The organism is Jeotgalibacillus sp. JSM ZJ347 (assembly GCF_044383825.1).
Taxonomy (GTDB): Bacteria; Bacillota; Bacilli; order Bacillales; family Jeotgalibacillaceae; genus Jeotgalibacillus.
Genome location: NZ_JBISEN010000002.1, coordinates 416234 through 438807 on the forward strand (window position 1 = coordinate 416234; position 22574 = coordinate 438807).

Sequence of the window (22574 nt, forward strand, 5' to 3'; positions counted from 1 at the left end):
ACCAGTGTTAAATTGGTCCTGTCAGCTGTAAAATGCTTTTTCATCTGCAATGAGTGTAACGTTGGGATGCTGGTAAAGAGCAGAAGCAGGAAAATCAGGGTCTGGATTGCCCTCGAGCAATCTTCTCACAGCTTCAGCTTTTCGATCACCTGAAGCCAATAATACAATTTTTTTACTACGTAAAATTGATTTCACACCCATTGTAATAGCATGTGTTGGAACATTTTCAAGGGATTGAAAATAGCGTGCATTGGCTTTCCGTGTTGATGCTGCCAGCCTGACTACATGAGTGCCACTATCCAGATCACTCCCGGGCTCATTAAAACCGATATGCCCATTTTCTCCAATGCCAAGAATCTGCAGGTCAGGCGGTCCGATTTTTTTCAGCAGCTTTTCATAGCGTCTGCATTCCATCCGGAGATTGTGTGCTATCCCATCCGGCAGAAAGGTCTGATCAGGGGGAATATCAACATGTGAAAACAGGTGCTCCTGCATATAACGGTGATAGCTTTTAGCATGAGCGGGCTCGAGTCCGATATACTCATCCAGATTGAACGTACGTACATGTTTAAATGAAAGCAGTCCTGCACGGTACTGCCTGACAAGCAGCTGATACATCCCAATCGGTGTCCCACCGGTTGCGAGTCCAATCACCGGTTGATCTCGTTCTTTGATGCATTCTCCAACGAGTCCTGCAGCATACTTACTCATCTCAATATAATTTTTCACAATCACGACATCCATGATAGCCCCTCCTTCTGAAACACAATTTCACCGCGGCAGATTGTCATCACTACATTATAAAGCTCATCCAACACCACAAAGTCAGCGTCTTTGCCGGGTTCAATACTGCCTTTACGTTCCCATATCCCAAGCTGACGTGCGGCATTCGCTGACGTGATTTTTTCCAGGTCTTCCATTGTCATATCTGTAAGAGACATCATATGTTTAACCGCCTGCTCCATCGTCAGCACGCTGCCTGCCAGAGTTCCGTCGTCAAGTCGTGCCTCGGCACCCTGTACTGTTACCTGTTGGCCGCCCAAGTCATACACACCATCAGACAATCCTTTCGCCCGCATGGCATCTGTAATCAGAATTAAGCCGTCAGCCCCCTTTTCACGCCAGGCGAGACGCACGGCTTCCGGATGACTATGTACGAAATCCGCAATGATTTCAGCCTTTAATTCCTTCTTTAAAAGCGCACCACCAGTCACACCGGGGTCCCTGTGATGAAACGGACTCATCTGATTGTATAAATGTGTGACCTGACTCGCGCCGGCTTTTATCGCTTCTTTGAATTCGTCATACGTTGCATTTGAATGGCCAATAGAAACGGTGACACCGCGTTTAGCAATCTCTTTTATAAAAGTCAGCCCGTTTGTCCGTTCAGGTGCAGCTGTCACCACTTTAATATTGCCTCTTGCAGCCTCCTGGAATTGGTTGAATAATTCGATTTCAGGATCAAGCATCAAACCCGGATTCTGCGCACCCGCTTTTTCAGGAGAAAGAAATGGTCCTTCAAGGTGAACGCCTAGTAGTTCAGCGCCTGCAGATGGATTCTTCATATATTCAGCTGTATTCCGTAAAACATTCAGTACAGTCTCCCCAGTCTGGGTCATCGTAGTTGCCAGGTACGACGTCACGCCTTCCTTTACAAGCGTCCGCGCCATTGTTTGAAGCGCCTCCGGTGTTGCATCCATTACATCAGCGCCGCCAGCCCCGTGGATATGTGGATCGATGAAGCCGGGGAGTAAGTGGTGGGTTGGGGGAATGGAGATATCAGCTCGACCTTCAGGTAATTCAGATATAGATTTGATCATTCCTGAAAAAATAATCATATTCTTTTTCTCATTTTGAACAAAATACTCGATAATTAAATGATTGGTCATAATAGCACTCCCACATAACATTTATAAACAGTATATAACGATAAAAAAATGAATGAAATAAAATTTTAAAAATTCGTTTGATTTTTAAAATAAATATATATAAGCTGAAATGAAACAGGTAAGTTTATAACAAAGAAGGTGAGGACGATTATGGGAGAATTTAAGGGAGGGATAATTATCCTTTCTGAAATGGCAGAGAAACTGCCAAAGTCTGAAAATAAAATCGCTCGTTATATTTTGTCACATCCTGAAGAAGCGGTTCAGCTTACTGCTGCGAAGCTTGGGGAGAAAAGTGGAACAAGCAGTGCTGCGGTAATAAGGTTGTGCAAATCTATAGGTTTTTCTGGATTTCAGGAATTGAAAATTCGTGTTGCAGGGGACTTAAAGGAAAATCATAAAGAGTCCTATAGAGATATTAATCCAAAAGAAGATGTTAAAGATATTATTGGTAAAGTCACCCAAAACACCATTCGTATGTTAAATGAAACAGTAGATATTATGAACGAAAAAGAAATTGAACAAGCTGTAGAGCTTCTAAGCAAAGCTAAGTCTATTATCTTTCTGGGTTTTGGAGGGTCATATATTGCGGCAAAGGATGCAGAGCAAAAATTCATGCGTATAGGTAAAGTAGTACATGCATTTTCCGATACGCATATGGCTGCAACTTTAATTGCAAATAAAGGAATGAATGATGTAGTAGTCGGAATATCTTTCTCGGGTAATACCCCGGAGGTAGCTAGATTACTTGAATTGGCAAATAGTAAAGGTGTATCAACAATTGGGATTACTAAATATGGTCGCACTCTTGTAGGTGAACAGGCTGATATTAAACTTTTTATATCACCAACCGGTGAAGCTACCCTGCGAAGCGGTGCTACTTCCTCAAGAATGGCACAGCTTCATGTAATTGATATTCTACTCATGTGCATTGCATCCAGAGAATATGAGAATACAATGAAACAAATTGATGAAACTAGAGACTCGATATCATTTCTTAGAAAGAACAAGTAGATTACAATCTGAAAAAGAGGTGAGACTCAAATGAATGATCAATTATTAAAAAGATTGAACGTTATCACAAATGGTCATGCCCGTGCGTCACAAGCCGATCTTCTCGCATATTCCTATGATGGCACACCTGGTTTCCAGGCGATGCCGGATGCGGTTGTGTCACCCGGGTCTGCAGAGGAAGTATCAGAGATTGTAAAATTCTGCAGGTCAGAAGGCATCCCGATCGTGCCGCGTGGATCCGGGACGAACTTAAGTGCAGGAACGACGCCGACTGCCGGCGGTGTGGTGCTGCTGTTCAACCGGATGAATGAGATCCTTGAGATTGATGAGGAGAACCTGACAGTGACAGTTCAGCCGGGTGTTGTCACAAAAGACCTTATTGATGCAGTTGAAATGCGCGGGCTGTTTTATCCGCCGGATCCATCATCTATGAAAATCTCAACGCTTGGCGGAAATATTAGTGAGAATTCAGGTGGATTACGCGGGTTAAAGTACGGCGTAACAAAGGATTACGTTCTTGGGCTTGAAGCAGTCATGCCGGATGGTTCAATTATTAAAACCGGAGGAAAGCTTGCAAAGGATGTTGCAGGCTATGATCTTACAAAGCTGCTGACTGGAGCGGAGGGTACGCTAGGCGTTATTACTGAAGCAACCTTGAAGCTGATTCCAATGCCGTTATTAAAAAAGACGATGCTTGTACAGTTCGGGGCGATGGATCAAGCAGCTGAAGCGGTGTCTGCGATTATTGCAAACAGGGTCATACCGGCGACACTTGAATTTATGGACCGTGCGACGATCCGTGCTGTAGAGGACTTTACAAAAGTAGGGCTTCCTCTTGAAGCGGAAGCAGTTCTGCTAATTGAGCAGGATGGGGGAGAGGCTGCTGTTAATGATGAGATGCAGCTGATGAAAGAAATCTGCGAGAAGCAGGGTGCTTTTTCAGTTGAGCTTGCAAAGACAGCAGAAGAAGCAAACAACCTTATGACCGCCAGACGCTCAGCGCTTTCTGCACTAGCGAGACTGAAGCCAACCACCATTTTAGAAGATGCAACCGTACCACGTTCGAAGGTAGCTGAGATGGTTGAAGCAATTACGGAGATTGCTGAAAAACATCAGGTTACGATTTGTACATTCGGTCATGCAGGAGATGGGAACCTCCATCCGACTTGTATTACAGATGCGCGTGACACTGAAGAAATGCACCGTGTGGAAGCAGCATTTGAGGAAATCTTTAAAGAGGCGATCCGTCTTGGCGGAACGATTACAGGAGAGCACGGTGTCGGTGAGATGAAGGCACCATACCTTGAGTGGAAGCTTGGCCCTTCAGGTATTAATGTCATGAAGCTGATAAAGCAGTCGCTTGATCCGGATAATATTATGAATCCGAACAAAATATTCGGCAAGTCTGAGAAGAAACGGGTGGTGGTTGACAGATGACAGTTGAACAGGCTTTTAGGGAAAGAATGGATGAGGGCGAACTGATGAACTGTATGCGTTGCGGCTTCTGTCTGCCCAGCTGCCCGACATACATACAGACTGGTGGAGACGAGGTTCATTCCCCGCGAGGACGCATTGCGATGATGAGGGCTGTGCATGATGGCATAATGCCGCTGACAGATGAGATGACAAACTCACTGGACGTATGTCTCGGCTGCCGTGCATGTGAACCGGTATGCCCTGCAGGCGTTCAGTACGGTCATATGCTTGAAGAAGCACGGGCAATTATTCAGGATTATAAAAAGCCTTCGGTAAAAGAAAAAGTTATACGCAGAACGGTATTAAATGAGCTGTTTCCGAAAAATGAACAGATGAACAGAGCAGTAGGCCTGGTCCGCTTTTATCAGGCGTCGGGTCTGCAAAAAGGAATCCGGAAGATAGGCTTTTTAAAGCTGTTTCCTGAATCGATGCGTGACATGGAGAAAGTCCTTCCGGCGATTCCGAAAAGAGTGCGTACTGACAAAAAACGTCTTTTGGCAACAGGTGAAAAGAAAGCAACAATTGCGTTTTTTCATGGTTGTCTAATGGATACGATGTTTAGTAAAACAAACCGGAATACAATCAGACTTCTGCAGTTAGCAGGCTGTGACATTGTTATTCCTGAAGGACAGGGCTGCTGCGGTGCACTGCATGGTCACGCAGGTGAAAAAGAAAAAGCAATTGAAATGGCAAAGCGAAATATTGAAGCATTTGAAGAAATGGAAGCTGATTATATTGTACTGAATGCCGGGGGGTGTGGTGCATATCTGGCAGGCTATGATCACCTTTTATCCCAGGACAGAAAATGGTATGAGCGCGCTGTCAGATTTAAAGCAAAGATTAGAGACTTTTCAAGTATCCTTATTCTTCATGGCTTCGATCATTGTATTCGTTTTAGCAAACGTCCACATCGCGTGACGTATCAGGATTCTTGTCACCTAAGAAACGGTATGGGCGTTCATCACGAACCAAGACAGCTGATTCAGATGGTTGTGGGTGCTGATTATGTGGAGATGAAAAATGCAGACGGTTGCTGTGGTTCAGCAGGTGTTTATAATCTCGTCCAACCAGAAATGAGCATGCAGATTCTTGATGACAAGATGCAATATGTAAAAGAAGCAGCGCCTGGCGTAATTGTCACAGCGAATCCTGGCTGTCTGTTACAGATGAAGCTTGGTATTGAAAGAGCAGGACTTAGCGGTCAGGTAGAGGCTGTACATTTGGCTGATTACCTAATTGATGCTCAAAAATAAATTTTAGAAAATTTAAATAATGATTGACATTAGAAGTGTGCTTGCATAAAATGTAGTTAAGCTACATATATAAATAACAAACTAAGTAGTTAAGCTACATTTTCCCTGGGAGGTAATATGGTTAATGGTCTTGAAAGGCTAAAACAAGGTTTATCTTCTCTAAAACCGTCTGAGAAAAAAGTGGCTCAATACATACTTGATCATCCACAACTTGTGTTAGATATGCCTATCGCAATGCTGGCGAAGAATGTTAGTACCAGTGAAGCAACGATTATTAGAATGTGCAGGTCCCTGCATATAAATGGTTTTAAGGAATTAAAGCTGAGCATCTCAGCTTCACTGAGCAGTCACAATCATGATGAAGAAAAGTATAGAGATATTTCAGCAAATACCAGTTTAACAGATATGGTTCAGTCAGTTGCGAACAATAATATTCATTCTATAAAAAGTACGCTCAGCTTAATGGATGAAAAAACAATTAAAGCAGCTGTTGATTTAATTGCAGAAGCGAGAAAAATAGTCGTTATAGGTGTCGGTGCTTCTGCGATTGTTGCATTGGATTTTGAGCAGAAGCTCCGGAGAATTAATAAATGGTGTGAGGCTCTGACGGACAGTCATTCTCAACTTACATCAGCTGTTCATCTGGATGAAAAGGATGTAGTTATTGCAATATCTTACTCAGGAGAAACAAAAGAAATTGTCAATACATTAAAGTTGGCTGAGAAGAATAAAGTAAATATCGTTTCGTTGACTGCATATGGCACTAACACTGTTCAGAAAATGGCATCAGTTAATTTGTTTGTCTCGCCTATTGAAGCAAGCATCCGCAGTGGAGCAACAGCGTCAAGGATTGCGCAGTTAAGTGTAATTGATATTCTCTTCATTGGAATTGCTTCCTTAAAATATGAAGAGTCCATTAATTTACTGGATAAAACCAGAGAAGCGATTAATAAAATACATTAATAAATGATACACAAGTACGTTCAATATCATCAGTGTGTATGTAGTCCAACACAATTTTACTTTCGGGGGTGACGAAAAGACGATGGACGTACTTGACATTTACTGATAAAAGAAAGCGCTTACTTTTTAAGCGTAATAAAAAATAGGGGTGAAAATAAGTGAATAACAAAACATTTAAAAGAAGTTTGCTATCGGTTTCAGCTTTATCACTTATGGCATTAGCAGGATGTTCTTCAGACAACTCTTCTGACCAAACAAATAATAGCAGTTCAGAAGGCGGAGTTTCAGGGGAGCTTGAGATTCAGTACTTTGTTGGTGGGTACGGTGACGAATGGTGGAAAAGTACAATTGAAGCATTTAAAGAAGAGTATCCGGATGTTGAAGTAATTGAACACTCGGGACCAAATATTAACGAAGAAATGAAAACGCGATGGATCTCAAATGATCCACCAGATGTTGTTTATATTGATGGCAACGGCGCTAATGAAACACAAATGATTAATGACGGGCAGTTAATGGACCTTAGTGACTGGGCAGGCGATTTAACTTTTGAAGGTGATACACCTTTAATGGATAGCTTTATCTCACCAGCTCAGGAAGTAGAGGGTGCTGTGTATAGTCTTCCGCTGGTCTTTGATACATGGGGTGCATGGTACGACAGTGCCTGGTTTGAAGAAAAAGGATGGGAAGTTCCGGAAGACTTTGACAGCTGGTTAGCATCAATGAAAACAATACAGGATGATGCAGGAATTGAACCGTTTATTACAACTGGTCAATATCCGCAGTATTTCCAAAGAGGCGTTCTAAACCCTGCTTTTGCTGCAGCTGGTGGCGAAGACTTACTGAATAATTTATCAAATGGTGTTGTAGAAGCATGGGAAAGTGATGAAGCATTAGAAATTATGAAAAAGGTGCAGGAAATTGTTGACGCAGGTCTGATCGATGAAGGATTTGCTGCGCGAAGCCATACACAAACCCAGATGAATTTTCTTATGCATGAAACAGCATATATTCCTGTAGGCTTCTGGCTTCCAAATGAAATGGCGAATGATACGCCAGAAGGTTTTGAGTATGGTTTCATTCCAACTCCAATGAATGACTCGGGAGATGCAATGGCGCTTGTACCGGATATCAGACCGGTAGCAATTGCAAAAGAGGCTGAGAATCCTGAGGCAGCTAAAGCATTTGTAGAGTTCATGTTCTCTGAAGAACGTGCTCAGGCGTTTGCAGAATCAACAGGCGCTATCATGAACCTTCAAGGCGTAGATTTGAGTGGAAATGAGAATGTACCTGAATTCCTTAAGGGAATTAATGATTTGATTAATAACCCTGGAGCAATTGAAATTTATAATCGTGCCCAGCCTACAGGTGAAGAGATGGAAATTGCCGTTGAGATTACAAATGAAGTAAAAGCCCGCAGTGTAGACATCTTAATGGGTAAAATTACGGCTGAAGAATTTGTAAAAGCGATGGCGGATAAATCAAGAGAATTAAGAGGAGAATAATTGACTTAATGGAGGAATGCGGGGTCATACAGACTTTGCATTCCTCTCTCCATCTACAAGATCAATAAACTTATATGCTGGAATAATACTGAAAAGAAAAGAGTGATGACGTGGTCCAGTCTAAAAAACAGAAGTACTTGTTTTTGACGTTCTGCTTATTACCGACCTTTCTGTTGTTTGTTATTTTTACAGTTTATCCAATGGTAAATGGAATATATTTATCATTATTTGACTGGTCAGGAATGAGTGCAAACAGAGAGTTTGTCGGATTTGAAAATTATATACGTATGTTTAACGATGAAATTATTGGTAAGGCGATTTACAATGACTATTTCTTTGTTGTCACAAAAGTAATTGGCATTATGATTCTATCGTTATTTTTTGCTGTGGCTTTGACACAATTGAAGGTAAAAGAAGCACCCTTTTACAGAGTAGTGTTTTTCTTTCCAAACATCATGTCTGTCGTAGTGATCGGTATTCTTTGGCAGTTCATCTACGAACCGGATATTGGTCTTGTAAACGGCTTTTTAACTTCAATTGGTCTTGAAAGCTGGACCAGACCGTGGCTTGGTTCAATGGAATGGGCATTACCGTCATTAGTCGTCCCGGCAATATGGGCAGGTATTGGATTATTCATGTTATTGCTTATGGGAGGAATTATGAATATCCCGAAAAGCCAATATGAATCAGCAGAAATTGATGGAGCCAGTGAATGGCAGCAATTTTGGAAAATCACTGTTCCATTGATTTGGCCTCAGATTAAAACTTCAATGATCTATATTGTAATCACGTCATTAAACGGTTCATTTGTACTTGTGCAAATCATGACTAACGGTGGACCGGGGAACGAAACTGAAGTAATGGGATCGTATTTATATCAAAAAGCTTTTGAAGATTTTCAATTTGGATACGGCGCAACAATTGGTGTGCTTATACTCATTCTGTCACTGGTAACAGTTTTAATTATGCAATTTGTTCTAAAAAGAGAAAAAGTAGAATACTAGGGAGCGGGGAACTCATATATGACAAAATTTATAACCGGCGCTGCTGTGCGTATTCCATTAATTATATGGTCGATACTCGTTGTGTTTCCATTGATATGGATGTTCATTGGAGCTTTCAAATCCAATGCTGAAATTTTCTCTTCTCCATGGTCAATGCCTGAGACTTATAATTTCGGAAATTTTGTATCAGCATGGGTTGATTTTAGTATAGGCTCGTCTTTTCTAAATACCATACTTGTAACTGTACTGGGTACCGTGCTTTGTCTGGCATTTTCAATTCCCACTACCTACGCGCTTGAAAGATTGCGTTTTAAAGGCAGTGAGGTATTATTCAATGTTTATCTTGCATCTATGATGATCCCGGCAGTACTTGGTTGGATTCCATTATTCTTTCTATTAATGAATATGAATCTTCTGGATAACCTGTTTGCGTTATCGGCAGTTTATGCCATTTCACAGGTGCCATTCACTATATTCATCTTATCAAGTTTTATGGGCAGTGTGCCAAAAGAACTAGAAGAAGCAGCAGCAGTTGATGGAATGAGTCCATACGGTGTGCTATTTAAAATCGTAACGCCGATGGTGAAAACAGGGATTATCACTGCTTCGATTTTAAATGCTATTACGTTTTGGAATGAATACTTTATGGCGCTTATTCTGTTACAGACTGAAAGCAAAAATACACTTGGTGTGCAAATGGATTTACTCAGTACAAATGCTCAATATGAAAGTGCCTGGGGCGCCTTATTTGCAGGTCTTGTCATAGCAGTAGTGCCTGTTATTATCTTCTATGCAATTTTCCAGCGCCATATCGTTAAAGGAATGACAGAAGGTGCGGTCAAAGGATAACTGGAGGTGCAGGATATTGAAGGAGACTCAACTGGATTTTTCTAAAATAACTAAACTGATTGATCAGGAAGTTGAAAAGGGAATACTTCCTGGCGCTGTGCTGGCTGTTACCACAAGCGATAGTGTGCCTTTAATATATTCAGCTGGTTATGCACATAAAGAAAAAGAGATTAAAGTGACTGAGGAAACATTGTATGACCTTGCATCGCTAACAAAGGTAACATCGACTTTACCTGCGATATTACTACTGCTTGAAAAAGGTGAAATTGATTTGGATGATCCGGTTTACAATTACGTTCAATCATTCAAAGAATGTAATGATGACATCACAATCAAGCATCTGCTGACTCATACAAGCGGGTATCCGCCGGAAATAAAATTTTATCAACGCAACCTGACAATGAAAGCAGCAGTTGCTGAAATTGCCGGGCTTACCGCTAAAAAGCCTGCAGGAACTGAGGTTATATACAGTGATTTAAACTATATCGTTTTGGGTTATATTACGGAGCAGATTAGTGGTATACCGTTTGAGGAATATACAGTAAATCACATCTATAAGCCGCTTGGAATGAAAAATACATTCTTTAATCCACCAGAGCATCTTAGAGTGCAAACAGCTGCTACAGAATTTCGGGATGAACTGAATGATTATCAGTGGGGAGAAGTTCATGATGAAAATGCGGCAAATTTCAATGGCGTAAGTGGTCATGCAGGCCTCTTCTCCACTGTCGGAGATATGATTAAATATTGTCAGTTGTTTTTAAATAAAGGAGTCTATCAGGAGAAAAGGCTGCTATCACAGCTCACAATTGAGTTGGCTTCATATTGTTACACGGACAGTCTGAATCTGAGTCGCGGTCTCGGGTGGCAATTACATTCTCCAGGAGTTTTCTCAGGGCAGTATCTGCAGGAGGGTTATGGTCATACAGGGTTTACGGGGACTTCTATATGGATTTCACCTGAAAAAAACCTGGCAATCGTATTATTAACAAACCGGGTTTACTATGGCAGAGAGAATCATATAAACAGTTTAAGAAGAAAGTTGCACAATGTAATTGCTGTGAACATGAGAGAAAAGGGTGTTATTTAGGAGAGTGATCCTGTGAGTAGGGTAGCAAATGGTACGAAAAGATGGATTGGAATTGATGGAGGAGGAACGAAAACGTCATGTGTCATTGGAGACTGTGAAGGGAAAATACTTGCTACATCATTAACGGGCTCCAGTAATATTCATTCAAATCCACATCATCAGGTAAAAGAAAGACTTCTGCAATTAATTACAGACGTCATGCAGAAAACAGACATTTCCATCGATCAAATTGCAGGGATACAGCTCTGTCTGTCAGGCTGTGATCGGGAATCTGACAAGAAACATATCAGAGAATTCTTTCGGGGAACCAAATTTGAAAAGAAGATCGGTATAGCGAATGATGCAATTGCTGCTTTATATGCCGGTACAGCCGGAGCACCGGGAATTGTATTGATTGCAGGAACCGGATCTATTGCTTACGGGTTATCAAAAGATCAATCTAACCCGGTCAGAGTTGGGGGGTGGGGTTACCTTTTAGGTGATGAAGGAAGCGGTTATCATATTGGACAAATGGCTTTAACAAGCGTGTTAAAAAGCTTTGATGGCCGGGGGCCTCATACCTTATTAACCACAATGTTAATGGAACACTTCGAAATAAAAAATATACAAGAGATCATTCCCATTATTTATGGCGATCAGTATACCAGAACACTGATAGCTAGTCTCGCTGAAATTGTAATGAAGGCGGAAGCGTCAGGGGACGGGGTTGCAGCAGATATCCTTGAACAGGCTGTCATAGAAAAGTGCTTCATTGTAAAAGCAGCAATTAGTCAAATGAAAGAAAATGAGATACCGATTGTTCTGCATGGTGGGCTCTTTTCAAATGATCGTTATAAGAAAAAGTTCTGTACTCAGCTGAGATCAGAGCTGAATACCGAAGTTAACATGATCGAATCTCATTTACCCCCTGTAGCAGGAGCTTATATCCTTGCTTTGCAGCAGAGCGAAATGCAAATAGATCAAAAAGTGCAAAACCAAATAAAAGAATACTATCAGCCGGCAGGCAGCTGTTAAATGATTTGCGAAACAAATTCTATAATTAGGGTGATAGCCATATGGAAATGATATCAAAACTGACCACTGAGATGAAAAATGTAAAATCTAAAAACCTTGACCAGCTGACAACTGATGAAATTCTTAATTTAATGAATGAAGAAGACCAAACGGTTCCTTATGCTGTAAAGACTGTTCTTCCGGAAATCAGCCAGGCAGTCACTTATGTCAAAGACGTACTTCTTAATGGAGGATCGGTTTTTTATATAGGTGCAGGTACAAGTGGAAGAATCGGGTTACTGGACGCTGTAGAATGTCCTCCTACTTTCAGTACATCAGCTGACAAAGTACAGGCTATTCTTGCGGGGGGAGAGGCATCCTTATTCAGAGCGATTGAAGGAGCAGAGGATAACGGGAATCAAGGAGTGAAAGATCTGGAAAACAGACACCTTAGCAACAAAGATGTTGTCATTGGCATTGCAGCCAGTGGAAGAACGCCCTATGTGAAAGGAGCGTTAGAGTATGCATCATTCATTGGTGCAAAAGTAGTCTCTCTCACCAGCAATAAAAATTCAGAGATTTCCAAGTTCGCTGACATAGCGATAGAAGTCGATACTGGACCGGAAGTGTTAACCGGATCTACCAGATTAAAAGCTGCTACGGCTCACAAAATGGTATTAAACATGATCTCTACCGCTTCCATGATTCAATGCGGAAAGGTCTATCAGAACCTGATGGTTGATGTGAAAGCATCAAACTATAAGCTGAAAGAACGCGCTAAAATGATTGTCAGTGAAGCAACAGGTGTGCCATATCCTGAAGCAGAGCAGGTTCTTGAAGAGACGAATTATGAGGTAAAGCCTGCAATTGTTAAAATCTTAACCGGTACAGATGCTGAAACTGCAAAAAAGAAGCTGACGCAGGCAAATGGGTTTGTAAGAAATGCTGTTGACCTGAACTAACTGAATGAATAAGCATTTAAAAACAGCAGTGGATTCACACTGCTGTTTCGTTTTGGATATTTAGCTTTAGCAGTGTCATTAGGAATGACGAGGAGCTAGTTTTGTGGTTGTTTTTTAAACGTGTGGAAATCCTTATCAAGATTAATATGTATATGAAGAAGGTAATCGTATTTATCATCATGTTCTTCATGCTTTTTTGACTGGATCTGTAACATAGACAGAATTGCATGCTGATTTTCATACTCTATGCGGTGGAGCTATGTGTCTATTTTATCAAATCTGGTATCAACTTCAACGAACTTTTCTTTCACCTGCTGCTTAAACTCTGAAAATTCCTCCTTATGTTCACGAAGGTCAGTCTTAATCTCTTTCAACTCTCCTTGCATGCTGTGGAAGTCTGATTGCATAGACTGCAAAATGGTCAGTATCTCTTTCTCCATTGTTTTCACCTCCTTTGTCGTTGAATCTACTATAAAATGCATATACTAAAAAGTATAGTTTTGGATGAAGCTTCCTTTTAGAAGCGTTATACTAGAAGAAAACAAGTGGGGTGTCTCATATGCCAGTCTATAACAAACTCGTCCGGGACCTGATTCCGGATATTATTGCAGCAAGCGGAAAGTCAATGGAGACGCGTATTCTGAGTAATGAAGAGTATGTGATTGAGTTGAAGAAAAAGATGAAAGAAGAACTGGCTGAGTATCATGCCACTCAAAATGACGAAGATGCAATCGAGGAACTTGCGGATCTGCTTGAGCTGATCTCGGCAGCGGCTAAGACGCATGGTGGTTCGCTTGAGGAAGTGGAGAAGGCAAGAGAAGTGAAGGCGAGGGACCGCGGACGGTTTGATGAGAAGGTTTATTTGGTTGGGGTGGAGGATTGAATATAAACGAAATATCTTAGTGTGAAGTTTGTGTAATAGAAAGAAGGTTTTTGCTTATGAGCAGAAGCCTTTTTGTGACTTTGTGAAGAAAGTATTAAAGATAATATACATAATTTTAGGTAAATTCTTTAATCGAATGAAATATACCTCTTGATGTATTACAATTGAAATAACAATTTAACTATAACATTGAATTATTTTACAATTTAGAATAGGAGGAATGAAGTTGAATAAGAATCCTTTTGTTTATTATTTAGATCAGTATAATGTCTTATCACCTAATCATTCTAAGATTTATGATGAATACACAATTGATCCAGATAAAACCGATACATATTCATTCACGATTAAAACTAAGATTGAAGACACGTTAATTAATACATTTGAGAATGACCCACAGAGTATTATCCTTACTGGAAACGCCGGAGATGGGAAAACTCGTTTATGCAGAGTTGTTTATGACTATTTTAATCAGACATCACTTCAAGAGTGGCCTGAGGATGGTATTATAGATGTTCCTTTTTCAAAAGGGACAATTAGAATTGTGAAAGATTTATCAGAACTACAAGAAGAGGTCATTTACTCTGAATTGGAAAGCTTACAAGAATATATAAAGAACCAGCATGCAAACAATATTTATTTCCTTATTGCTGCAAATGAGGGTAAATTAACGAAATTCCTTTCTCAATACAGTGATCTCGAATTCCTTCGTTCTGAAGTGGCATCGAGGTTCAAGTCATATGAATATAATAATGAAGCTTTTAGCATTTTTAATTTACTTGATGTTACATCATCAGTATATGTTGATAGAGTTCTTGAAGAGTGGAACAAGAAAGAGAACTGGTCAGCGTGTGATAGTTGTCCAAAACAAAATCGATGCATTATTAACTTGAATCATAAAAGAACTTCTCAAGATCATATAAAAGAAAAAATTGTGGAGCAATATAAACTGTTAGATTACCTTGATACTCACATAACAATGAGAGAAATGTTAATTCACATTAGTTATACGTTGACTGGCGGATATACGTGTGATGATATTTTCGGAGCTGAATATAAAGAACTGGAGCAGCAAACTAAAAAACCGTATTATGAAAACTTTTATGGACATCAATTAGATGAAAACGCATTTTCAGAAATGAAAGCTTTGAAAATCTTTAAAGCATTGGATCCAGGATTATACTCTCATTCATCAATTGATGATTTTATTGTGAATGGAGATATAAATGGTGATGAGCAGTCTGAAATAGCACATGACAAATTAATTGATAATTCTCTGGATCTACAACTTGGTTATTTTAAAAAGAAGCTTTCGCTTTATCGGGATTACGATGTACAAAAAAATCATCAAATCATTGAAGAATGGATACCAAAACTACGGAGAAAATATTTTTATGAAATGGAAAGTGAATCCGAAGTAAACTCGAATCAACTTTTGCCTTTTGAATACACTCAAGAATATATTTCTCTATTCAATAACAAAAAGGCTCAAGCACATTTAAAGAAAGATATTATTAATGGTTTGAATCGTGTTTTCTCAGGTAGGTTAACAGAACAGACAAATAAACACCTATATGCAACTAATAAAAATCTAATGATATATGATCAATTCAAATCTAAAGATATTGAGATTGAAGAAGAATCCAACAGAAGTGACCTAGACAGAGTTCCTTCCAAGTTTGTCGTGATAGTTGACGATAGGGTAGAGCTGAACATGAACTTAGCAGTATTTGAATTTTTGATGAGAGCAAGTGGTGGAGGTACTCACAATGTTCTTCAACAAGATGCTGAAATCTTAATTGATACATTTAAAAATGAACTTATAAGAATTAGTGAACCTGAGGAGTATGAACTCAATATATTAAGATACGACAACAAAACAGGATTATTTATTGAAGATGAAATAAGCCTGTTATAAGGGGGCGAAACATATGGTTGAAAAGAAAGGTAATGCAGAAGAGTTATCGACTCAACTCTCAGCACAAATATGGGGTCACCGTTTTACTGATGGACAAAAAGGACCGGAATATGTACTCGAATTTTTAAATGTCTTAAAAGGTACTGATTATAATTTCTCCGCTGAAGGTTATTCAAGAATCCGTTCTACAGGGTTGAGACAATTTATCTTTGAGGGTAGTAAAGAAGGTGCAAAAGATGGAATTGTGAGCCTAACTAATGACCAAAAAGAGGCTTTATATGAAATAGTTGAGAACAAAGATGAACTCAATGTCATCAGAGACTTCTTTCGAAATTTAGAAGTTCCTCTAACTGATGGAACAGGAAAGCCTGCAAACAGATCTTGGTATGCAAAAACTTTATATCCCTTACATGAATCATTGCTATTTTTTGAAATTAGAACTAAGAGTAGCAAAGATAAAAAATCATACGCTTATGAAAGAAACTTCTTTGCTAGAGGTGGAGAACTTTATTTTCTAATGCTGTCTTACGGAACAGACAATAATCCGGAACTTAGAAATAGTATTGAAACAAGGTTAAAAGAGCTGCTTGGAAAGAATAAATCTATCGAGAATGTTGTGAGAAAAATCACTTCATGTCTAGATCATACTCCAAATAGTGAAGAGACATTGTATCCCTTAAAGAAAGGTGAAGGGAATAGCAAAGAGTACCCGATGCTCCCAGTCACTGATGAACCGATTTATACAGAGTTTGCGGAAGAGTTTAATCGATTAATTAACTTAAACATAGATATCTATGAGCTTTTTGAGTTGATGACGAGTTTAATTACATTCCACTTAGGTCGTTATATGCTGAAACGAAGTAAGATCAACAGTGATGAAACTATTACTTTTTTCTTTGATTGTCTAGATGCACGTGTAGGACCAATTCAAAAACTATCAGCCAGATCTTTTAGTGACAATGAATTGAAAATAAAGAACAAGTTTGAAGATTTCTTTAGAAACACATTTAATGAAAAGATACCTTCAAAGGAATTTGTTGAAAATAACCTCAAAAAATGGAAAGAAGATCCAGATGAAGTTATTAACTTATTAGGGCTAAGTAGGTTATCAAAACCTAGAAAAAATAAAATTGCCAAAACTATACAAAAGAGTAATAACTCGGGTGATTTTATCGATTATGTTTTTAGAACTGTAAAAGAAATTGTTTCAGATCAATTAAAGAAACACCAATTAAATATTATAAGAGGGTTATCAAGAGATGGTGGTTACGGCGGATATAGAAGAGGCTCGAAATACAGGTATTTTATGTCTGACTCTTTTATTCAAGCGTTAGTTTATGCGAATTTAGAACCGCAATCTCAAATTGAATTTCATAAATTTTTAAAGGATCTATATGCAAAATACGGATTTATTATTGGAGAAGTTGAAGCAAGAGAAGATGGTATATATGAACAATCGAAATTGAACGTAAGCTATTTCCAAAGAAATGAATATGCTCTAAGAGAAAAATTACGTCATAATGGACTACTTGTAGAATATTCAGACGCGACTGCTATGATAAAGAACCCCTATGAAAAAGCTGGGCAGGTGAGACAATGAGTACATCACATGAAATACTAGGAAACTGGATTTATAAAATTCTCTTAGATCACTTTCGAGAACAAGAAAGCGAAGGAACTAAGAAACTATTTATTAAAATAAATGGGCTAAATGAGCAGAATGTCCATGCTTTATTAAAAGAATTGGATACTCATGAAGCGGAATTACAAGAATACTATGCACCAATGATTAGAACTATAAAGCCGGTAGATCATTTTGATAAATATGAACTAAGAAAAATCGAAACTAGCACTTGGTTGAGAAATAATACTTCTAATGGAGAAGCACTCGTTATGGTTATAAATGAGTTAGCTCCAGAGGCTCAAAGTTTAGAGAACCTTTTCTCAATCGATGAAAGTTATTTGCTATCTAATGAAGGACTAGAAAAACTTTTTTCTTTATTGGCTGAGAAATTTGTATTAGCAGTTGAAGAAATTGATACATTAGAATATTTCCTGACAATGTATAGTAGTTTTACCGAGCCTCAATTGAGGTTTATTTTGAGGTTTTTAGAAAAAGTTCTTAATCAGAATTCACCTTCTATTGTGGAGAAGATTCAGACGAATTTACCTGAATTAAATCTATTCAAAGATAGAGATTTGATCATAAGTCAAAAAGGGTTAAAAAGATTAAGAGCAAATAGTTATTTAGCAAACCTTCAAAAACCAAATGGTGATTTAGATATTGAAAAATTACAGGATAAGTTCTACTCCTACTTAGAAATTAATGAGAAAAATAATTACGCTGATGAAGTTTGGAATGACGTTGAACCTGAAGAATTCGAATTAGTTATGATTGAATTTTTAAATCAAAAAAATCTAAAAGCTTTAAATTATGAATTTGCTCTAGTAGAAGCTGCTCTAAGCTTTAAAACTAAGACAACTTTACCTGATAAATTAAAAAATGCATTGATATATGAAAATCCGCATCTCAGTAAAGAGGAGATAGGTACTATAGAGGAGAGTATAAATGAAGTTGAAAGGAATCAAAACCCTGATGCCATTCAAGACTTCCTCGAAGAGCATGAAGAAGAGCTATCAAAACACGGACGCCTAGATAAGGTCATTTCAAGAAAGATAGAAAAACTACGTCATCCAAAAGACTATTATGATCTAATTAATGCACTGCAATATGAAATGTTTTCATTAATTGATGAATATAAAGCAACTGCTAAATCTAAGTTCAGGCTAAAGGTTACGAATAATAAACTTACTGAACAAATGAAAGAAACTCTTAAAGTATACATTGGACAAATTTCAAGCGTGGTTCCCTTACTAGACTTTGATCTTAAGCATTTAACCACTGTTGAGACTGATGAATCGTCTAATGATGAAATTTCATTTAGACTTTCTTTAATACAGGATGGTCAGTCCATTGGGTCTGAATTATTTAAAGTAAGAGGATTTTCCGAACTGGAGCTTTTTACATTTCAAGATGCAGTGTCTCAAGAGTTACTACCATATGTTAAAAATTACCAAGAAGAAGAGGTTGAGTTATTAGACCTTAACACAGAAGTTTTTGAAAGAGTACAAGGATACTTATCAATTAATCAACCTGGTGTAGAAGAGCATTATAAGCACTTTAAGGACTTTACTGCATACTATAGTGAGGTGTTAAAAGGAGTCTTCAATACGGGGATTTTTTCAATTGATGCCAATGAACTTAAGAATAGACTAGAGGCTTTACTATCAGGCGTTACAAGCTCAGTAGAGGTAGCCACCCATATTTATCGATATATTAATTATATTGGGGCGATAGATTCACTAGATTTTAAAATTGATCAAACTGGATTTAGTCACGAAAGAATTTTAACTGTGCTTAATCCAATTAGGCTAGTTAGTTATATTTCAAGGTTTGAAACACTAGGATCTCAATTAAATGAATGGATCAACAGAAGTGAGAAGGACGAGCTTGAAGTAACTAACCTAGAAGATTACCTATCGTATGTAAACGACAAAACCCTTAATCTAGCGCCTAGGTATTTTTCGAGTGATGGCGACGATTCATTTTTAATAGAGATAAATGAAGTATTAGGAGAAGGACAATTCATTCTAAATACAAAGCGGTCTGAAAACATGGACTATTTGTCACTAGAACTCTCTGAAGAACTCGTTAAAAGTGTGAAAAACTACTTTGAAGTATATCCGTACGCTAAAGATGGTTTAGACATTTTATTTTTATATTGTCAAAGCGCGGATGTAATTACAAAATCGATTGATGCTTTATTTAAAAAACATAAAGATTTAAATAAATTAAAAATTACTGTTCACTCTACTCAAGCAGCTAACATCCATCAAAAAATTAATCAATGGATTAAGCAAAAAGAAGAGTATACAAATCCAGATCGACATGGCAAATTCCCAGTAGTTGAAGTCAATGTGATTTCAGGAGAAAAAATCAACGAAATATCAAATCAGATTAATGCACATATGATTGATGCTGATTTAGTTGTGTTGGCTGACTACTTTGGTCAAAGTAATCAGGTTAGGTATGAGTTTGATAAGATCGATTTTACGAATTCTACAAATTGGTTTAACTATGTAGCAAATGAACCTTTATTAGAGACAGAACAATTGAAGCGTATTTCATATGTGAGTGAACAGCTACCTGAAACGCTAAAATCTTTTTATCAATTACAATATATATTTCAGAAAAAAGAAATGCTTGAAAAAGATGAGTTATATGTGCTGAAAAACAAAATCTCTCTTTCGAATTTCTCGGATAATGCTCTGATTGATTATATGCACGACAACTTTAACTGGATAATGTTTATGGATAGGTATCTTGATAAATCATTATTAGAGAAAGCGTCATCAAAAGCTCAAATTATTCAATATAAATCTAAAGCTGGAGCAAATAAAAACTTTAAGCTGATCGTTTCATCTTCAGAATATATTAAAAAGCTTAATTCAAATGCAAATGATTATGAGTATTATGATCGGTTAGCAAAAAAGCTATCACTCATACTGAAGAGTGATAATATTAGTAAAGAAAAAGTTAAAGAAGCAGTAAAGTATGTAAAGACAATTTCGGGAGCTCTTGTTCTTAAAGCAATTGGCCCAGGAAAATATTCGCATGAAATGGTTGCGACATATTTAAGCATGAAATACAGACAGGAGAATAGTGAAGAGTTTCAAGTTTGGGCTACATGTGACGAGCTTCCGTGGTTTGGAAGTAATAAGCGCAGACCAGATTTAGTAATCACTACATTAAAAGAAGTTGAGGGTAAAGTTACTCTAAACTTTGAACTGTTAGAGCTAAAGTTTGTGAGTCAATCCATATTTGATATGGAAAGATATGACGCGATAAAACAAATTGAAGCAGGAAGAAAACTTTATAGTGATTTATTTGATTTCACTCAAAATAAAGCTGATGCTGAATATTGGCGGAATGAGTTGGTTCACTATTTCATTGAAAAAGAAACGTATAGTCCTGAACATGCTCACCTTTTAAAGAAATTGCAAAATGCAGATGTAAACGATATAGAAGTTAATATTGAAACATCAATTGATGCGTACTGTTATACTTCTAACCTTTATGAAAGCTCATATGAAGAAGTTAGAGATAATGTATACAAAGATCTCCTAGATGGTGAATACACCAACTATATTTATAACAGAACTTTTATTCTCAATGAACTTGGTGCCGAATATATCACTGAACCAGATTATGAGGAATTGTTAGAAGTAAATGAGAGTTTTTCGGAAAGTTTACTAGCTCAAGAACAGAATCATGGATTTATTGACAACGAGCCTGAAAACAAGCCTGCGGATGAAAGCGATCCTAATGATATTAAAGAGGATACAGAGTCTATACAAGCTGAAAAAGAAGATAAAGAAATTAAAGGTTCTAGTAAGGAAACTTCAAATGAGAATGACGTTAGTTCTGAAGGAACCGATATTTCAGTAAATCCAGTTAGTCCTGAACCTGTAACACTAAATGTTTATCCTGAAGAAATAGCTCTAAAAGGAATTGACACCCATAGAGAAAATCAGGATGTTGATCATACGGAGTTGAAGAAAACATACGTGTCGAAAATTGAAACAAATTTTAACCAACTTAGTATGAATGTAAGAGTTCAAGATATTATTGTAGGGTCTAGTGTTGTGAGGTTAAATCTTTCTTTCCCAAAATCAATTCCTCCGGAAAGAATCATAAAGATGAAATCTAGTATTCAGATTTGGTTAGGTTTAGATCAAGAGCCAAATATGTTTATTGATCGACATGGATTAAATATAGACATAGTAAGGGAAGAGCCTGACACTATATATTTTGAAGAGTTTATGAAAATTGCTCGTCAACAGTTAAATGGTAGTATAAAACCTTCAAACTTAGTGGCGCCTTTAGGGTTTGATCCACTTAATAATGTGATTAACATTGATTTATCAGACCCTTCTACTCCCCATCTATTGACAGGTGGTACCACGGGAAGCGGGAAGAGTGTAACATTAAATTCGATTATTTTAGGAACTATGTGTTTTTACAAGCCATCTCAGTTACAGTTTGTTTTTATTGATCCTAAACAAGTAGAGTTTTCAATATATGAGGATATGCCCCATACTCGTTCTGTAGTTACAGGAATAAGTGAAGCGGTACAAACGTTAAATATACTCGTTGAAGAGATGGAAAGTCGTTATGGATTGTTTAAGAAAGAGTTTGCAAGTAATTTAGATGAATACATTGATGCCACAGGTAATGCGCTACCGAGGATCGTGGTTGTGTTTGATGAATTTGCTGACTTTATGAGTCAGGAAAAGGAAATTGCTAATCAAGTGGAAAATGCGATTTTAAGGTTAGGTCAAAAAGCTCGAGCTGCAGGGATACATTTGATCATCTGTACTCAAAATCCAAAATCAGACATTATTAACACAAATATAAGAAATAACTTAGGTGCTAGATTAGCACTAAGAGCAACAGATTCTACTGCTTCATCTGTTATTTTAGGTGAAAGTGGAGCAGAAAACCTAGGTGGTAAAGGTGATTTCTTAGCTAAAACAGCAAGTCAAAAAGTTACTAGAGGAAAGAGTCCGTTTTTAACACCTGTAGTTAAAAGAGCATTATTAAAGCATTTTATGAGTTATTGATTTTGAAATGCATCTAGATATCTTTTATCTAGATGCATTATTTTCAGTGAAGTGATTACTGGAAGGATATCTCCAGTAATCAAGTAAATCTGTG

At 37.9% G+C, this 22574-nt stretch carries 17 protein-coding genes; 14 read left to right on the plus strand and 3 right to left on the minus strand.

Annotated elements, in window-relative coordinates:
* Nucleotides 1-21 precede the first annotated feature (21 nt).
* Nucleotides 22-744 carry a glucosamine-6-phosphate deaminase gene (nagB, locus tag ACH6CZ_RS07890; protein WP_374096886.1) on the minus strand — a complete coding sequence of 241 codons (723 nt, stop codon included), beginning with the start codon at nt 742-744 and terminating at the stop codon, nt 22-24.
* The gene (gene nagA / locus ACH6CZ_RS07895) at nt 732-1889 is read right to left on the minus strand and encodes an N-acetylglucosamine-6-phosphate deacetylase (protein ID WP_374096887.1); all 1158 of its coding nucleotides are present in this window, start codon (nt 1887-1889) and stop codon (nt 732-734) included. Before nagA ends, nagB begins: the two co-directional genes overlap by 13 nt.
* A gap of 150 nt (nt 1890-2039) precedes the next feature.
* Here nagA and ACH6CZ_RS07900 point away from each other — a divergent pair, with 150 nt between their 5' ends.
* From ACH6CZ_RS07900 to murQ, 10 genes are all read left to right on the plus strand, one after another.
* Nucleotides 2040-2900 carry a MurR/RpiR family transcriptional regulator gene (locus tag ACH6CZ_RS07900; protein WP_374096888.1) on the plus strand — a complete coding sequence of 287 codons (861 nt, stop codon included), beginning with the start codon at nt 2040-2042 and terminating at the stop codon, nt 2898-2900.
* Between the two features lie 30 nt (nt 2901-2930).
* Entirely contained in the window at nt 2931-4337 is a 1407-nt protein-coding gene (locus ACH6CZ_RS07905) for an FAD-binding oxidoreductase (protein WP_374096889.1), read from the plus strand.
* A complete protein-coding gene (locus tag ACH6CZ_RS07910) occupies nt 4334-5629 on the plus strand; it encodes a (Fe-S)-binding protein (RefSeq protein ID WP_374096890.1) in 1296 nt (431 codons plus the stop codon). Before ACH6CZ_RS07905 ends, ACH6CZ_RS07910 begins: the two co-directional genes overlap by 4 nt.
* Before the next feature lie 117 nt (nt 5630-5746).
* Nucleotides 5747-6592 carry a MurR/RpiR family transcriptional regulator gene (locus ACH6CZ_RS07915; RefSeq protein ID WP_374096891.1) on the plus strand — a complete coding sequence of 282 codons (846 nt, stop codon included), beginning with the start codon at nt 5747-5749 and terminating at the stop codon, nt 6590-6592.
* Between the two features lie 212 nt (nt 6593-6804).
* Nucleotides 6805-8097 (plus strand): extracellular solute-binding protein, encoded by a 1293-nt coding sequence (locus tag ACH6CZ_RS07920; protein WP_374097446.1) that lies wholly within the window; start codon nt 6805-6807, stop codon nt 8095-8097.
* Nucleotides 8098-8207: 110 nt separating this feature from the next.
* Nucleotides 8208-9101 carry a carbohydrate ABC transporter permease gene (locus ACH6CZ_RS07925; protein ID WP_374096892.1) on the plus strand — a complete coding sequence of 298 codons (894 nt, stop codon included), beginning with the start codon at nt 8208-8210 and terminating at the stop codon, nt 9099-9101.
* An 18-nt stretch (nt 9102-9119) separates the two neighbouring features.
* A complete protein-coding gene (locus tag ACH6CZ_RS07930) occupies nt 9120-9950 on the plus strand; it encodes a carbohydrate ABC transporter permease (protein ID WP_374096893.1) in 831 nt (276 codons plus the stop codon).
* 16 nt (nt 9951-9966) lie between these two features.
* Entirely contained in the window at nt 9967-11040 is a 1074-nt protein-coding gene (locus ACH6CZ_RS07935; protein ID WP_374096894.1) for a serine hydrolase domain-containing protein, read from the plus strand.
* Between the two features lie 12 nt (nt 11041-11052).
* Nucleotides 11053-12054, plus strand: coding sequence for an N-acetylglucosamine kinase (locus tag ACH6CZ_RS07940; RefSeq protein WP_374096895.1), 1002 nt, complete (start codon nt 11053-11055; stop codon nt 12052-12054).
* 41 nt (nt 12055-12095) lie between these two features.
* Nucleotides 12096-12995, plus strand: a complete 900-nt coding sequence (murQ, locus tag ACH6CZ_RS07945; RefSeq protein ID WP_374096896.1) for an N-acetylmuramic acid 6-phosphate etherase — start codon at nt 12096-12098, stop codon at nt 12993-12995.
* A gap of 257 nt (nt 12996-13252) precedes the next feature.
* Here the strand turns inward: murQ and ACH6CZ_RS07950 are convergent, their stop codons facing one another.
* Nucleotides 13253-13435, minus strand: coding sequence for a hypothetical protein (locus tag ACH6CZ_RS07950; RefSeq protein WP_374096897.1), 183 nt, complete (start codon nt 13433-13435; stop codon nt 13253-13255).
* Between the two features lie 119 nt (nt 13436-13554).
* Between ACH6CZ_RS07950 and ACH6CZ_RS07955 the strand changes: the two genes are divergently transcribed.
* From ACH6CZ_RS07955 to ACH6CZ_RS07970, 4 genes are all read left to right on the plus strand, one after another.
* The gene (locus ACH6CZ_RS07955) at nt 13555-13878 is read left to right on the plus strand and encodes a pyrophosphohydrolase domain-containing protein (RefSeq protein WP_374096898.1); all 324 of its coding nucleotides are present in this window, start codon (nt 13555-13557) and stop codon (nt 13876-13878) included.
* 220 nt (nt 13879-14098) lie between these two features.
* The gene (locus ACH6CZ_RS07960; RefSeq protein WP_374096899.1) at nt 14099-15796 is read left to right on the plus strand and encodes a hypothetical protein; all 1698 of its coding nucleotides are present in this window, start codon (nt 14099-14101) and stop codon (nt 15794-15796) included.
* A 13-nt stretch (nt 15797-15809) separates the two neighbouring features.
* Nucleotides 15810-17396, plus strand: a complete 1587-nt coding sequence (locus ACH6CZ_RS07965) for a hypothetical protein (protein WP_374096900.1) — start codon at nt 15810-15812, stop codon at nt 17394-17396.
* Entirely contained in the window at nt 17393-22480 is a 5088-nt protein-coding gene (locus tag ACH6CZ_RS07970; RefSeq protein ID WP_374096901.1) for an FtsK/SpoIIIE domain-containing protein, read from the plus strand. The genes ACH6CZ_RS07965 and ACH6CZ_RS07970 overlap by 4 nt, the downstream gene beginning before the upstream one ends.
* Nucleotides 22481-22574: the final 94 nt, after the last annotated feature.

Bases quoted from the DNA above. Each gene is read 5' to 3' on its own strand.
- ACH6CZ_RS07905 (WP_374096889.1), top strand. From the start codon at position 2,931: ATGAATGATCAATTATTAAAAAGATTGAACGTTATCACAAATGGTCAT.
- nagA (WP_374096887.1), bottom strand. From the start codon at position 1,889: ATGACCAATCATTTAATTATCGAGTATTTTGTTCAAAATGAGAAAAAG.
- ACH6CZ_RS07915 (WP_374096891.1), top strand. From the start codon at position 5,747: ATGGTTAATGGTCTTGAAAGGCTAAAACAAGGTTTATCTTCTCTAAAA.
- murQ (WP_374096896.1), top strand. From the start codon at position 12,096: ATGGAAATGATATCAAAACTGACCACTGAGATGAAAAATGTAAAATCT.
- ACH6CZ_RS07965 (WP_374096900.1), top strand. From the start codon at position 15,810: ATGGTTGAAAAGAAAGGTAATGCAGAAGAGTTATCGACTCAACTCTCA.
- ACH6CZ_RS07920 (WP_374097446.1), top strand. From the start codon at position 6,805: ATGGCATTAGCAGGATGTTCTTCAGACAACTCTTCTGACCAAACAAAT.
- nagB (WP_374096886.1), bottom strand. From the start codon at position 744: ATGGATGTCGTGATTGTGAAAAATTATATTGAGATGAGTAAGTATGCT.
- ACH6CZ_RS07970 (WP_374096901.1), top strand. From the start codon at position 17,393: ATGAGTACATCACATGAAATACTAGGAAACTGGATTTATAAAATTCTC.
- ACH6CZ_RS07950 (WP_374096897.1), bottom strand. From the start codon at position 13,435: ATGGAGAAAGAGATACTGACCATTTTGCAGTCTATGCAATCAGACTTC.
- ACH6CZ_RS07910 (WP_374096890.1), top strand. From the start codon at position 4,334: ATGACAGTTGAACAGGCTTTTAGGGAAAGAATGGATGAGGGCGAACTG.
- ACH6CZ_RS07900 (WP_374096888.1), top strand. From the start codon at position 2,040: ATGGGAGAATTTAAGGGAGGGATAATTATCCTTTCTGAAATGGCAGAG.
- ACH6CZ_RS07955 (WP_374096898.1), top strand. From the start codon at position 13,555: ATGCCAGTCTATAACAAACTCGTCCGGGACCTGATTCCGGATATTATT.
- ACH6CZ_RS07930 (WP_374096893.1), top strand. From the start codon at position 9,120: ATGACAAAATTTATAACCGGCGCTGCTGTGCGTATTCCATTAATTATA.
- ACH6CZ_RS07960 (WP_374096899.1), top strand. From the start codon at position 14,099: ATGAAGTTGAATAAGAATCCTTTTGTTTATTATTTAGATCAGTATAAT.